This window comes from Reyranella sp., assembly GCF_036558665.1.
GTDB lineage: Bacteria > Pseudomonadota > Alphaproteobacteria > Reyranellales > Reyranellaceae > Reyranella.
Genome location: NZ_DATBFE010000134.1, coordinates 1 through 12,269, shown reverse-complemented (window position 1 = coordinate 12,269; position 12,269 = coordinate 1). Strand labels below are relative to the sequence as shown.

Annotated in this window: 12 protein-coding genes; 4 read left to right on the top strand and 8 right to left on the bottom strand. The window is 66.4% G+C overall.

The genetic code is table 11. From position 1 onward, the window contains the following. A partial coding sequence (locus VH499_RS19615; RefSeq protein ID WP_332054439.1) for a xanthine dehydrogenase family protein molybdopterin-binding subunit occupies nt 1–798 on the top strand: 798 nt, incomplete at its 5' end. Nucleotides 799–825: 27 nt separating this feature from the next. Here the strand turns inward: VH499_RS19615 and VH499_RS19610 are convergent. The 5 genes from VH499_RS19610 to VH499_RS19590 form a co-directional block, all read right to left on the bottom strand. After that, nucleotides 826–1,041 carry a hypothetical protein gene (locus VH499_RS19610; RefSeq protein WP_332054438.1) on the bottom strand — a complete coding sequence of 72 codons (216 nt, stop codon included), beginning with the start codon at nt 1,039–1,041 and terminating at the stop codon, nt 826–828. Nucleotides 1,042–1,144: 103 nt separating this feature from the next. Continuing rightward, entirely contained in the window at nt 1,145–2,602 is a 1,458-nt protein-coding gene (locus VH499_RS19605) for an FAD-dependent monooxygenase (protein ID WP_332054437.1), read from the bottom strand. A gap of 164 nt (nt 2,603–2,766) precedes the next feature. Continuing rightward, nucleotides 2,767–4,629 (bottom strand): acyl-CoA synthetase, encoded by a 1,863-nt coding sequence (locus tag VH499_RS19600; RefSeq protein ID WP_332054436.1) that lies wholly within the window; start codon nt 4,627–4,629, stop codon nt 2,767–2,769. A gap of 80 nt (nt 4,630–4,709) precedes the next feature. Then, on the bottom strand, nt 4,710–5,012 hold the full coding sequence (locus VH499_RS19595) for a hypothetical protein (protein ID WP_332054435.1): 303 nt from the start codon (nt 5,010–5,012) through the stop codon (nt 4,710–4,712). A gap of 131 nt (nt 5,013–5,143) precedes the next feature. Continuing rightward, nucleotides 5,144–5,305: a hypothetical protein gene (locus tag VH499_RS19590; protein ID WP_332054434.1), complete on the bottom strand. Its 162-nt coding sequence runs from the start codon at nt 5,303–5,305 to the stop codon at nt 5,144–5,146. A gap of 119 nt (nt 5,306–5,424) precedes the next feature. On the opposite strand from VH499_RS19590, the gene prpF reads away from it, so the two are divergent. Then, complete coding sequence (gene prpF, locus VH499_RS19585; protein WP_332054433.1) at nt 5,425–6,588, top strand: 2-methylaconitate cis-trans isomerase PrpF; 1,164 nt, start codon at nt 5,425–5,427, stop codon at nt 6,586–6,588. Between the two features lie 120 nt (nt 6,589–6,708). On the opposite strand, the gene ald is transcribed toward prpF, so the two are convergent. Together ald and ribA are read right to left on the bottom strand one after the other, a co-directional pair. Next, nucleotides 6,709–7,821: an alanine dehydrogenase gene (gene ald, locus VH499_RS19580; protein ID WP_332054432.1), complete on the bottom strand. Its 1,113-nt coding sequence runs from the start codon at nt 7,819–7,821 to the stop codon at nt 6,709–6,711. A gap of 65 nt (nt 7,822–7,886) precedes the next feature. Continuing rightward, entirely contained in the window at nt 7,887–9,053 is a 1,167-nt protein-coding gene (gene ribA / locus VH499_RS19575; protein WP_332054431.1) for a GTP cyclohydrolase II, read from the bottom strand. A 105-nt stretch (nt 9,054–9,158) separates the two neighbouring features. Here ribA and VH499_RS19570 point away from each other — a divergent pair, with 105 nt between their 5' ends. Further along, nucleotides 9,159–9,875, top strand: a complete 717-nt coding sequence (locus VH499_RS19570; protein WP_332054430.1) for a response regulator transcription factor — start codon at nt 9,159–9,161, stop codon at nt 9,873–9,875. A 13-nt stretch (nt 9,876–9,888) separates the two neighbouring features. Here the strand turns inward: VH499_RS19570 and VH499_RS19565 are convergent, their stop codons facing one another. Then, complete coding sequence (locus VH499_RS19565) at nt 9,889–11,580, bottom strand: tannase/feruloyl esterase family alpha/beta hydrolase (protein ID WP_332054429.1); 1,692 nt, start codon at nt 11,578–11,580, stop codon at nt 9,889–9,891. A 127-nt stretch (nt 11,581–11,707) separates the two neighbouring features. On the opposite strand from VH499_RS19565, the gene VH499_RS19560 reads away from it, so the two are divergent. Then, nucleotides 11,708–12,269 (top strand): ferritin-like domain-containing protein (locus VH499_RS19560; RefSeq protein ID WP_332054428.1); only part of this gene is annotated, 562 nt, incomplete at its 3' end.

Genomic DNA, 12,269 nt, shown 5'->3' with positions numbered 1-12,269 from the left:
ATCGTGGCCGAGCTCCTGGGCATCGACTACCGCAAGGTGGCGGTTCTGATCGGCGACACGAGCGTAATCGGCTTCAGCAACCTCACGGGCGGCAGCCGCGTCACCTACGCTTCGGCGATGGTGGCGACGCAGTCGACCGAGCGCGTGATCACGACGCTGAAGGAGCGCGCCGCCAAGATCTGGAAGATCGATCCCGATGCCGTCACCTGGGAGAACGGCGAGGCCCGGCCCGCGGGCGACAATGCCGGCAAGTTCGAGCCGCTCACGCTTGCGCAGCTCGCCGCGCAGGCCAACGCGACCGGCGGTCCGATCGGCGCCGGCACGCAGCTCAACACGACCGGCGCCGAAGGCGGCTTCGCCACTCACATCTGCGACGTCGAGGTCGACCCCGAGCTCGGCATCGCGCGGGTGATCCGCTACACCGCCTTGCAGGATGTCGGCCGCGCCATCCATCCGGGCTATGTCGAGGGCCAGATGCAGGGCGGCGTGGCGCAGGGCATCGGCTGGGCGCTGAGCGAGGAATACATCTACGACAAGAACGGCAAGCTCGATAATCCGGGCTTCCTCGACTACCGCATGCCGGTGACCTCCGACTTGCCGATGCTCGACACGGTCATCATCGAGGTGCCGAATCCCAAGCACCCGCAGGGCGTGCGCGGCGTCGGCGAGGTGCCGATCGTGCCGCCGCTCGCCGCGGTCTCGAATGCGGTCTACAGCGCGCTCGGCAAGCGCTTCTACAGCCTGCCGATGTCGCCGCCTAAGGTGCTGGAGGCCCTGGAGAAGCCGAAAGCGGCGTGAACCATCCGCGCTGCTGCTCCTCCGGCATCACGCCGGAGGGGTGAGATCGACGCCACCAATCCATCCGTCGAGGAGCAGGCCGTTGAAGGCCACCGCGCCGTCGCGCGCGTGTTCCCGATGCCATTCCGTGTAGTCGGTGGCCCATGAGGGAGACCATTCGATCACCCGGTCGCTCAGCCGATCATGGACCAAGGCCGGACGGCTGGGATCGAAGTCATTCATCGACTTGAATTTTCGCGACATCGGGGCCCTCGCTGGCGCGGATCGAAGAGGTCATGCTGCCGGTCCTTGCGGCGAAGGCCGAGTGACATTCCGGAGGCGGCGGAATCCTTTTTGTGGCCGCCCGCTACGTCGCGGCGAGTGCCTCGAGATAGGCCATGGCTCCGGCGCAGTCCGAGGCGGCGCTGGCGAAGCCGATATAGCCGTCGGGCCGGATAACCCGCAGGTCGCCGCTGCTGGTGGGAATTCCCTGCACAAGTTGCGAAAATTCTTTCGCCAGCTCGGCGACGGCATCGCCGGGGCCGAGGGCGGTGAAGCGCGCCTTGCCATCCGATGACGGCAGCCGCTCGGGCCAACGTTCGCCGGCCTTCCTGTTCCTGGGATGATGGCCGCCGTTCACCGTCAAGGGACTGTCGGGATAGCTGATGTCGAGTTCCGCCAGCGTATCGGCGGCACGGTGCTCAAGTTGCGGGAAGCCGAGGGCGAACTTCACCACGGCATTGCGCAGGCCTTGCGCGATCGGGTTGCGCATGATGGCGGCTTCCGTCAGCCGGCCGGCATTGCGCAGGACCATGTCGCCCACGGCGCTACGCTCGATGGAGTAGCTGTCGAGCAGCGCCGGCTTGCACACGCCGCGGATGACGAGGCTGAGCTTCCAGGCAAGGTTGAAGGCGTCTTGCATGCCGGTGTTCATGCCCTGGCCGCCCGCCGGGCTATGGATGTGCGCGGCGTCGCCGGCAAGGAATACGCGGCCCTGGCCGTAGCGTGCCACCTTGCGCTCGTTGATGCGGAACGATGCCAGCCAGTAGGGGTCCCTCATGACGGCTTTCGATCCGCGCGCCGTCATCAGCGCCTGGACTTCCTCCAGGGTCGGATCGGGATGGTGGCCGTCATCCCTGGCCGGCCCTAGATCGGCGACCACGCGCCACCGCCCATCCGTTATCGGGAAGAAGGCGAGAATTCCGTCCTTGTGCCAGAAGATGTGCAGCCGATCGTGCGGCTCGAGCCCCGCGATGTGGCCATCCGCCAGATACCAGTCGCTGGGCTCGGTCGTCCCCTCGAAGGCAAGGCCGAGACCGTGTCGCACGATCGAATGCGCGCCATCGCAGCCGATCAGCCAGTCGATGCCCGGCGTCTCGCTCTCGCCGTCCGCGCCCCGCACGACCGCCTCGACCCTCGGTCCGAGATCGGTGAACTTCTCGAGCGTGACGGTGCGCTCGACCTTGACGCCTTGCCCCTCGAGGCGCTCCTCGAGGATGCGCTCGGTGTCGCTCTGGGGGATCATCAGCGCGTAGGGATGGCGGCTCTCGACGCCGTCGAAGCTCACCCGGGCGAGGACCTCCTTGCCGTTGGAGATCTCGGCGCCGTGCGCCGCCATGCCGGCGGACAGGAATTCGTCGGCGTAGCCCGCCTGGTCGAACAGCTCCAGCGTGCGGCTCCACAGCACCAGGGCCTTCGACTTGTCCGTCCGTTGTGCAGCTTTGTCGATGATGCGCACGGCAATGCCGTAGCGCGTTAGCTCGTTCGCCATGGTGAGGCCGACCGGGCCCGCCCCGGCAATGAGAACATTCGACCGCTGGGTCATTCGCGTCTCCCGCCTCAAAGCAGGTCAAATCCTCGAAACGAACGCGCCGACGTCCTTTCGAGATGCCGCATATCTCAAGCACATCCGGCCATTGCGATGCGGCGAGGTGCCTCGTCCGAGTGGCCGCCAGATCCATCAGGTACGGCCTGCGGGGCTCGCCCCAGTCAACCAAACTCGACGGCGTGCTTGATCTGAAACCCACCCAGCAACTCGGCGCATCGCTTCTCGATGGCGGCACGTGAGGCCGCGGGCGCGTCCGCAACCCGCACCTCGGCGAGCGTTCCATAGGTCACATCGTTGCGCACCGTCACCTCGGCCTTCACGCCTTCCGCCGTGAGCGGCGCCAGGGCGGCATCGAACGCGCGCTGGGCAGCGTCGAGGCGAAGCGCCGGCTTGAAGATCTTGCCGACGCCGGTCACGGGCATCACCGGGATCGGCACGACCTGCACCGGCACGGCGGCGCGCTCGGGAATCTCCTTGCGACAGAATTCGCGCAGCTCGTCGGGCGTCGCGACCGCGCTCGGCTTGAGCTGCACGAAGGCCATCGGCAGCTCGCCGGCATAGGTGTCGGGCAGGCCGACCGCGGCGGCGGTCTCGACTGCGGGATGGCGGTTGAGCGCCTCCTCGATCACCACCGGATCTATGTTGTGGCCGCCGCGGATGATCAGATCCTTCGAGCGCCCGGTGAGCCAGACATAGCCGTCCGCGTCGAGCCGGCCGAGATCACCCGAATCCAGCCAGCCGTCGGCGAGCATCGCGCCCTCGTTGTGCCGCGGGTTGAGATAGCCCGGCGTCACCTGCGGCCCGCGCATCAGGACATGGCCGATCTCCTCCCTGGCGCAGTCGCGGCGGATCTTGCCGTCCGCGGCCACGTCGGCGATGCGGACTTCGAGATAGGGCAGGCGAAGCCCGACCGAGCCGGCGCGGCGCTCGCCGTCCAGCGGGTTCATGGTCGAATAGCAGTGTACCTCGGTCATGCCGTAGCCCTCGACGACGGGCGTCCCGACTTCGCGCTCGATTCGGCGTATCAGCTCGACCGGCACTGTCGAGCCGCCGGTGACGAAGCATTTGAGCGAGGAGAGATCGTGCCCGTCGCGCGGCACGTTCATGATCGCGGCGAGCGTGGTCGGCACGGCGCCGCCTACCGTCACCCTGTTGCGCTCGACGATCCCCCAGTAGTCGCGCACGACGTTGGGATTGCGTGCGCCGAGCGGCGTCGGGATCACGACCGTCCAGCCGCTGGCGATCGCCGACAGCGCGCCGAAGATCGAGCCGCCGACATGGAACTGCGGCAGCGGATTGAGGAGCACCGTGTCCGGCCCGAGGTCGAAGAAGAGCGCGTTGCTCCAGGCGGCGAGCGTCAGCGCGCCATGTGTGTGCCGCGCGAGCTTGGGCAACCCGGTGGTGCCGCCGGTATGGAACAGTGCGGCCACCGTATCGCGGTCGAACGCTCTGGGCGCGATGAGTTTGTCGCCCGGCTGCTGGTCGCACGCGGTTTCGAATTCAACCACGCCGGGGGCCGGCAGGCTGTTGCGGCCGCCGACGCGGAACACCTTCAACCCGGGAAGCGCGGCGCGGATCGCCTCGACCTTGGGCCATATGTCGGGGAAGAGAGAGGCATCGGCTGCGATCAGCGCCTTGGCACCTGCCTCCTTCATGATGCCTGCGATCTGCGATGCGTCGAGAAAGTAGTTCACGGGATTGGCGATCGCGGCGATCTCGGCGCCCCAGAGCGCGAAGAAAGTCTCGGGCACGCTCGGCAGCAGCAAGGTCACCGTCTCGCCGGGACCGATGCCCTCGCTGTTCAGAAGGTTCGCGGTCTGGATGGCGTGTCGCTGCAGGGCCGCGAAAGTGATATCGCGCACCGGATCGGACGCCCCCGTACCCGCGAGATAGCGGATGGCGACGCGGCCATCATGCTCCTTCGCGGCGGCGGAAAGGAGATCGCGGATGTTCGTGTGCCGGATGCGTTCGGTGACCGGCACCTTCTCGATCTCGGCAATGTCGGCCTGCGCGCGGATCTTCATCCCGTTCCTGCCCTTTGATGTGACTTGGGCAGATATGAGCAGAGAGCCCGCCCTCTGTCATCGGATCGCGCGCCGGGAGGCTATTCCTGCGGCAGCCAGCTGTACCAGGTCCACAACGCGACGGGGGCGGCGACGAAGACGAGCAGCACGCCGCCCACGATGCTCCAACTGTTCGGCCCGTAGACGTCGTTGAACCACATCCAGAAGATGAGCTGGCAGCAGAGGCCCAGAATGACCGGCAGCAGAAGTCTCAGCAGCCAGAGACAAACGCGTTCCTCGCGCGACAGGGGAACGGCGGTTGCCGGAACGACCTCTGCAGCCCGCGTTTCGATTACCTGCAACCGAGGTTCCGCAGGCCCCCACTGGCCTGGCAACCCGCTCATGGACCCCTCCACACCGCGAAGCCGCGCCGCACCCCTGCGGAACGACGTCGCCCCTGCGACAGGGAGTACCGCAGGCACGGTGACATTGCTGAGCGATATGGGACGGTCCCAGCTTTGTCGCAGCCGGCCGGTCAGGGCATGTCCAAGAACTCCCCAAGCAGCTTCACGGCGATGGCAAGGCCCAGCAGATATGCCGCCGCGAGCAGGAGCCGCAGGGCCTTTTGAGCAAGGTTCCGCCGTTTGCGGTCGCGTGGCGCGCGGGCGGCTTCGATCGAGGGGAGGTCCGTAGGCATCGCCGCCGATATAGCCGGGCGCGTCGGACGATGCTGTGATCTCGCGGCCAGCGTCTGTGACCTTCCCAAGGTACGCAAGGCTGCCGATACTCCGTCATCCATCGTGTCCAATTGAGATCATGACCCAGCTCCGCATTCCGGCCGTCTACATGCGCGGCGGCACCAGCAAAGGCGTGTTCTTCCTGAAGGACGACCTGCCGGCCGATCCGGCGGCGCGCGAGCGCCTGCTGCTGCGCGTGATCGGCAGCCCCGATCGCTACGGCAAGCACACCGACGGCATGGGCGGCGCCACTTCGAGCACCAGCAAGATCGTGATCCTGTCGAAGTCGACTCGGACCGATTGCGATGTGGACTATCTCTTCGGCCAGGTCGCGATCGACAGGCCTGCGATCGACTGGTCGGGCAATTGCGGCAACCTCACCACCGCCGTCGGCCCGTTCGCCCTCACGGCCGGTCTCGTCAAAGGGCCGAGCGATGGTACGGCGACGGTGCGGATCTGGCAGGCCAATATCGCGAGGAAGATCGTGAGCCACGTGCCGGTGCAGGGCGGCGAGGTGGTGGAGCTGGGATCGTTCGAGCTCGATGGCGTCACCTTCCCGGCCGCGGAGATCAAGCTCGAGTTCCTCGATCCGGCGGCCGACGACGATGAAAAGGCCGGGGGTGGAGCGATGTTCCCGACCGGCAACCGTCTCGATACGCTCGACGTGCCGGGGGTCGGGAAGATCGAGGCCACGATGATCACGGCCGGCAATCCCACGATCTTCATCGATTCAAATCGGCTCGGACTCAAAGGCACCGAGCTGCAGGGCGACATCAACGGCAATGCCGAACTGCTTCGGCGCGCCGAAGCGGTGCGCTCAGAGGGGGCCGTCGCGATGGGCCTGGTCAAGACCGCCGAGGAGGCGACCGCCAAACGGCAGCATACGCCCAAGCTTTCGTTTGTCGCCAAGCCTGCGCCCTACAAGGCCTCTGACGGCCGTACAGTTGACGCCGGATCGATAGATCTCCTCGCGCGCATCTTCTCCATGGGTGTGCTTCATCACGCCATGACCGGCACCGGTGCGGTGGCGATCGCCGCAGCCGCGGCCATTCCTGGTACGGTGGTAAGCCGGATTGCGCCCGTGGGCGATGACGGCCGTGTTCGCTTCGGTCATCCCTCCGGCACACTCAGCGTCGGTGCCGAGGCGGCCGAGGAGAACGGCCAATGGACGGTGAAGAAGGTGCTGCTGAGCCGCACCGCACGGCGCCTCATGGAAGGCTGGGTGCGCGTCCCGCCGGTGTGATACGAGACCGTCGGTAGATGCCTGAGCTGGTCCCGTTCGCAACTACGTCGCCGGCGAGAAACCGTTCAGTATTGTTGCGCTTTCGCCTATGTGCGCTCGCCCGATTGACCGCAGAAGAGGTCATGCCGCAAGCTGATCGGGAGCGGTGAAGGCCAGTCCCTGCGCCTCGGCGACCGGCCGGCAGGTGAGGCGCCCGTCATGCACGTTGAGGCCATTGCGCAGATGCGGATCGTCCGCGACCGCGTGGCGCCAGCCTTTGTCGGCGAGCGCGAGGACGAAGGGCAGCGTCGCGTTGTTGAGGGCGAAAGTCGATGTGCGGGCGACCGCGCCGGGCATGTTGGTGACGCAGTAGTGGATCACGCCCTCCTCGACGAAGGTCGGATGCGAGTGTGTGGTCGGCCGCGAGGTCTCGCAGCAGCCGCCCTGGTCGATGGCAACGTCGACGATGACGCTTCCGTTCTTCATGGTCTTCACCATGTCGCGCGTGACGAGCTTGGGTGCCGCGGCGCCCGGCACCAGCACGGCCCCCACCAGCAGATCGGCACGGCGCACGACCTGCACCAGCGCATCGTGGGTCGAGAAGATGGTTCGGACCCCCGGAAGCTGCACGGCAATGCGCCTCAGGACCTCGGCCGAACGATCGACGACGGTGACGGTGGCACCCATACCGAGCGCGATCGTGGCGGCGTGGGTGCCCGACACACCGCCGCCCAGCACGACCACCTCGGCGGGCGGCACGCCCGGCACGCCCCCCAGCAGGACACCGCGGCCGCCTTCTTCGCGTTCGAGGTAGCGTGCGCCCACCTGAGGCGCGAGCCGACCGGCGATCTCCGACATCGGGGTGAGCAGCGGCAGGCTGCCCGACGGAGCGGTGACGGTCTCGTAGGCGATGGCCGTCACGCCGCTTTGCAGCAACGCCCTGGTCTGTGCCGGATCGGGCGCAAGATGCAGGTAGGTGAACAGGACCTGGCCGCGCCGGAGCCGCCGGCGTTCGGGTTCGAGCGGCTCTTTCACTTTCACGATCAGCTCGGCGGCGGTGAACGTCTCCTCGGCAGAATCGGCGATACGCGCACCGGCCGCGAGGTAAAGCTCGTCCTCCAGTCCCGCGCCCAACCCTGCGCCGCGCTGCACCGTGACGGCGTGACCATGGCGCACCAACTCGGCCACCGACGAGGGCACCAGTCCGACGCGATATTCATGGTCCTTGATTTCCTTCGGTACGCCGACGCGCATGACTAGACACTCCGCTTACAAAGTCCGGCCGAGCCGACGGCCTGACCTGATCCGGACCCAGGCGCCTACAGCAGATGGCCCGCCCGTTCCGCCTTGGTCCGAAGGTAGTTCTCGTTGTGGCCGTTGGCCGGAAAGGAGTGCGCGACGCGCTCGACGACCTCGATGCCGTGACGGGCAAGCTGGGTGATCTTTTGCGGATTGTTGGTCATCAGCCGCACTCGCTTGATGCCCATGCGCGCGAGCATCGTGGCAGCAGGCGCATAGATGCGTTCGTCGGCATCGAAGCCGAGCTGTTCGTTGGCGTCGATCGTGTCGAAGCCGTCATCCTGCAATTCGTAGGCGCGCAGCTTGTTGACCAGCCCGATGCCGCGGCCTTCCTGCGCGAGATACAGCAGGACGCCGGAGCCTTCCTTGGCGATCTGGGCGATTGCACCGCGAAGCTGTACGCCGCAGTCGCAGCGCAGTGAAGCGAGCAGGTCGCCGGTGAAGCATTCGGAATGCAGCCGGATGAGCACGGGGTCGGTGGGATCGATTTCCCCGACCACGATCGCGAGATGCTCCTTGCCGCCGTCGCTGGGGCGCCAGGCGAGAATGCGGGCGTTCTCCGCGCCCTCGAGCGGCACGTTGGCCTGTGCCACCTGTTGCAGGTTGCGGGCGGCCGTCTCCTCATAGGAGAGCACGTCGGCAGCATCGACATAGACCAGGTCCTGGTCGCGCGCCCAGTCGCGCCGCTTGTTGCCGCCATCGCGCGTCAGCGGTCCCATCACGACGGCCGGCAGAAGGCGCGCGAGCTTGGCGAGCTCTACCGCCGTCTCGGCAATGCGCGGCGCGTGGCTCGCGACAGGCCGGGAGAGATGGCGCAACGCTATGTGGCGAGCCGCCTCGGGTCCCTGTTCGTGGGGACGCAGGATGATGTCGACCGGCACACCCGCGGGCAAATCGAGGGTAATGGGCTTGTTGGTATCGCCCATGCTGCCGGCGATATGCGGCGGGATCTCCATGCCGATCGCCTCGGCCCGGCGGCGCGTGGTGACCAGGACGGGAGCTGCCTGGGCGAGGCCCTGCAGACGTTGCAAGGCAAGCGGCCCACACGACTCGGCGGCGATCACCAGGCCGGTGGCGCCGTCATCGTCGCGCAGCACCACGATGCCGCCGCGGCGCAGTTCGGCCAGAGCGCGTTCGACTGCCGCCAGGGCTGCTGCGGTGCGGGATTGGACTTCGGCCGGGATCATGACCTTATATATGGAACACTATAGCCTGCTTGCAGTAGGCGTGGCGTGGCGTTTTGCGAAATTCGGGCGCTTTTGCAGGGCAGTCGCCCCGGATAAACTGTTTGCATGGACTCAGGCAGCAACATCCCGGCCAACAATCGCGGCAAGAAGATCCTGCTGGTCGACGACGATCAGGCCTTGCGCACCGTGCTCGCCGAGCAACTCGACCTGTACGACGGTTTCACCACGATTCAGGTCGGCACGGCGGCGGAGGGGCTGGAGAAGGCCAAGCTCGCGCACTACGACGCCGTGCTGCTCGACATCGGCCTGCCCGACATGGATGGCCGCGAGCTGTGCAAGCTGATGCGTCGCCAGGGCGTGCGCGCGCCGGTAATCATGCTGACCGCCGCCGACTCCGACGCCGACACCATTCTCGGCCTCGAATCGGGGGCCAACGACTACGTCACCAAGCCGTTCCGCACCAATGTCCTGCTCGCCCGGCTGCGCGCCCACCTGCGCCAGCACGAGCGCAGCGAGGACGCGGTCATGACGATCGGTCCCTACGAGTTCCATCCGGCCGGCAAGATGCTGATCGAGAAGGGCGGCAAGCGGAAGATCCGGCTGACGGACAAGGAAGCGTCCATCCTGAAGTTCCTGTTCCGCGCCGGTGATCGGCCGGTGGCGCGCGACGTGCTCCTGAACGAGGTATGGGGCTACAACGCCGGCGTCACCACGCACACGCTCGAGACCCATATCTACCGGCTGCGGCAGAAGATCGAGAAGGATCCCGCCAACGCCGCCATCCTGATCACCGACCGCGGCGGTTATCGCCTGCAACCGTGATCTGATCCTCCGATCACGGCGAAGCGCACTCGAACGACGATTCCTTCTCGATATCGCCGCCCTTGTACCGCGCGTATTTCGGCCACGGGCAGAGCGGACGAGTGCGCGCCGGGCTCCAGCTCGGCGGGATTTCCTTGTTGGCAGGATCGGCGCTCGCCGTGATGCGGTCGGGCGCCACGCCGTTCTCGACCCAGTCGGTGAGCGCGCTCAGTGTATCGAAGCGGTCGAGGCCGATTCCGCCGCCGCAATGCGTGACGCCCGGCATGGCGAACAGCCGGGCAAAGTCAGCAGCCTTGCCGTCCAAGTTGGCATCGAGCTTGCGGTACCAGCGGATCGTGTCGTTCAACGAGAACACCGGATCGGCCTGGCCGTGGAACAGGATCATTTTGCGGCGTGTGCCGGCGAAGCCGGCGAGCTTGGGATTGTCGACATCGGGTGGCGTCATGAACTCCATGGCCGACTCGGGATATGACGCGTCCTTGGCATAGATGAGCGGTGCATCGCGATCGAAGTCAAATTTGAGCAGCGATTCGATCAGCGCCTCGTTTGTGCCCTGCACCTTTGAGGGCGGCGTGGTGAATATGTAAGCGAGCGAGGCGGCACCCATGGTGGCGATCGCCGAATGGTGTCCCCAGGCGGAGATCGGGCTCTCGACTTTCCAGAAGCGCCAGTTGCCGGTGCCGACGCCGCCGTCGATCGGCCAGTCGGAATAGAGCGCCTGCCCCTTGCTGTCGTGGGGTCCGGCGAACATCGCCTTGAGCACCTTGACCTTTGCCTCGGACAGGCAGGCGTTGGTCTCGCCCGGCGTGCATTGCAGGCGCTTGAAGTCGAACGTCCTCTGGCAGGCGGCGAGGTTGGCCGTGATGCCGTCCCTGGCGCCATCCAGTGCGTCGCACGCCTCGATGATCTTCGAGGAAATGAGCTTGGCGTCCTCTCGCGTGATCGATTTGCGGATGTCGGGATCGAGGCTGGCCAGCAGCCGCACGTCCCAGGCGTGCTGGATCGCGGCGCGCGGCAGGTCGAAACCCGGATTGCCGACCAGGTAGCCGTCATAGAAGTCGGGCCGGCGGCTCGCCATCACCATGGCGTGGCGGCCGCCGTTGGAACAGCCGAACATATAGGAGTAGCTGAGCTTGTGGCCGTAATGCGCTTCGATGATCGCTTTGGCGATCGGCGACAGGGTCAGATCGGCCGAATAGCCGTAGTCGCGCCGCGCCTGCGCGTCGAGGCCGAACGCCGCGCCCGAAGCGATGCCGAAGTCCTTGTTCGCCGGGTCCGAACCCGAGTGGCCCGAATCGGAGCTGAGCACAGCAAAGCCGCGCGCCAGTGCCGTCTTGCCACCGGCCGCCAATCCGTCGGCGCGCACGCCCAGCGCCGGCACTACGGTGCCGTCGTTGCCGCCGTTCACCTGGTGCAGGAAGCGGCCGTTCCATTCCGCCGGGAGGCGGATCTCGAAGTGGATTGCGTAGTGCTTGCCGTCGCTGCCCGTGCGGTCATGGACCTTGCCGGTGAGAAGGCAATGTGCGGGCAGCCCATTGGCGGCCTCCATGGTCTTGCTGCCGGTGAGGGCGAGGCCCGCGATGCCGAGCTTCTCGGCTGTCACGTGCGTGCAGCTATCGCCCTGGGCATGGACCGAGGATGCGAGCGCCGCCATCGACAGCGCCGTGAGTGCCGTCTTGAGCCCGGAGGCCTGGGTACAATGCATCGCGTTCTCCCGGTATGTCGGCGGCGACGTTCGTTGGGCACCATTCTGCCATCGCCGCACCAGCTTGCCACTGCATCGACACGAGTTCATTCTCGCTGCGAGGCAACAATCGTCCCGGAGGGACCTCATGTCCACGCAACGCATCTACTCGCTGCCGGTCGAGGTCACCGACTGGAAATTCGATGGCGCGACCGAGATCCGGTTCAACTGGGAATATGACGACGGCTCGGCGGCGCTGCTCGATCTCTACGACAAGGGCAAGAAGCAGCAGTGGGATGCCAGCACGCGCCTCGACTGGTCGCTCGAGCTCAATCCTGAGAACCCGATGGAGCTCAAGGACGAGGCGCTCACGATCTACGACACCGACTATTGGCACAGGATGACCGCGAAGGAGCGGGCCTGGCTGCGGCGCAACCTGCAGGCCAACCAGATCTCGCAGTTCATGCACGGCGAACAGGGCGCCTTGATCGCGACCGCCAAGATCGTCGGCACCGTGCCCGACATGAACGCCAAGTTCTACGCCGCCACCCAGGTGATGGACGAGGCCAGGCACGTCGAGCTGTACCAGCGGTTCATCAAGGACAAGATCGGCATCTACTACCCGATCAACGACGACCTCGCCACGCTGCTCGGCGAGGCGCTGGCAGACGGTCGCTGGGACTACCCCTACCTCGGCATGCAGGTGCTGA

Bases quoted from the DNA above. Each gene is read 5' to 3' on its own strand.
- VH499_RS19610 (WP_332054438.1), bottom strand. From the start codon at position 1,041: ATGTCGCGAAAATTCAAGTCGATGAATGACTTCGATCCCAGCCGTCCG.
- VH499_RS19605 (WP_332054437.1), bottom strand. From the start codon at position 2,602: ATGACCCAGCGGTCGAATGTTCTCATTGCCGGGGCGGGCCCGGTCGGC.
- VH499_RS19600 (WP_332054436.1), bottom strand. From the start codon at position 4,629: ATGAAGATCCGCGCGCAGGCCGACATTGCCGAGATCGAGAAGGTGCCG.
- VH499_RS19595 (WP_332054435.1), bottom strand. From the start codon at position 5,012: ATGAGCGGGTTGCCAGGCCAGTGGGGGCCTGCGGAACCTCGGTTGCAG.
- VH499_RS19590 (WP_332054434.1), bottom strand. From the start codon at position 5,305: ATGCCTACGGACCTCCCCTCGATCGAAGCCGCCCGCGCGCCACGCGAC.
- prpF (WP_332054433.1), top strand. From the start codon at position 5,425: ATGACCCAGCTCCGCATTCCGGCCGTCTACATGCGCGGCGGCACCAGC.
- ald (WP_332054432.1), bottom strand. From the start codon at position 7,821: ATGCGCGTCGGCGTACCGAAGGAAATCAAGGACCATGAATATCGCGTC.
- ribA (WP_332054431.1), bottom strand. From the start codon at position 9,053: ATGATCCCGGCCGAAGTCCAATCCCGCACCGCAGCAGCCCTGGCGGCA.
- VH499_RS19570 (WP_332054430.1), top strand. From the start codon at position 9,159: ATGGACTCAGGCAGCAACATCCCGGCCAACAATCGCGGCAAGAAGATC.
- VH499_RS19565 (WP_332054429.1), bottom strand. From the start codon at position 11,580: ATGCATTGTACCCAGGCCTCCGGGCTCAAGACGGCACTCACGGCGCTG.